We start from the raw sequence: 922 nt of genomic DNA on the forward strand, positions 1-922 counted from the left end.
GATTTACGGCAGCAGGCATTGAAAATTGCTGGTGAAGTCCATGACGTTAAAAAGGATAATCAACGTATTTTTGCTGGACTTTCAAAGCTAATTTCTGATGAAAGCTTTACAGATTATATGTCCATAAATGAACTGGTAAACATTATCGTACGAGCAAATGAGAAATACGCTCTGTTGCTAGAGAAAGATATTCAATTTGTGTACAAGATTGATGGCGTTCATCCTCACTATCATATTTACACAATTTTATCAATTATAAATAATGTCGTTGCAAACGCTGTAGAAGCTATCCAAGATATGGGAACCATCACGATTAACATTAATAAAGGCCATCATTCTGTTGAATTTCGAATAGGAGATAACGGTCCCGGTATTTCTTCGAAGTATAAAGAGGCAATTTTTGAACCTGGGTTTACTTCTAAATATGATGATGCAGGTAACCCTTCGACAGGTATCGGACTATCGTATGTAAAAGAAATGGTCGAACAATTTGAAGGTATTGTTACGTTTGAGGACAGAACCGAAGGAAAAGGATCGATTTTTATAATCAGATTAGGGATTGATCATATAATTGCGAAAGGGTGATTCTATGTATTTTTATATAGTAGACGATGAGAAAGCGGTTCGCTCAATGTTGGCTCAAATTATCGAGGATGAGGATCTTGGGGAGGTCGTAGGAGAAGCTGAGGATGGTTCGTTGTTAGATCAACAAATGCTAATTCTCAAAAATATAGACATTTTATTTATAGATTTGTTAATGCCGATTCAAGATGGAATAAAAACAATTCGTCAAACAAAACCATCGTTTAAAGGGAAAATCATCATGGTTTCTCAAGTAGAATCAAAAGAATTGATTGCTGAAGCGTATTCACTTGGTGTTGAATATTATATTATTAAACCGATTAACCGGATTGAAGTATTA

General features: G+C 34.9%; 2 protein-coding genes. Both read left to right on the forward strand.

The genetic code is table 11. The annotated features are described in order from the left end of the window. A partial coding sequence (locus LOK41_RS28265) for a sensor histidine kinase (RefSeq protein WP_241819390.1) occupies positions 1-585 on the forward strand: 585 nt, incomplete at its 5' end. Positions 586-589: 4 nt separating this feature from the next. Next, positions 590-922 (forward strand): response regulator (locus LOK41_RS28270; protein WP_241819391.1); only part of this gene is annotated, 333 nt, incomplete at its 3' end.

The sequence above is a fragment of the Bacillus sp. TL12 genome (assembly GCF_022625245.1).
Lineage (GTDB): Bacteria > Bacillota > Bacilli > Bacillales > Bacillaceae_G > Bacillus_A.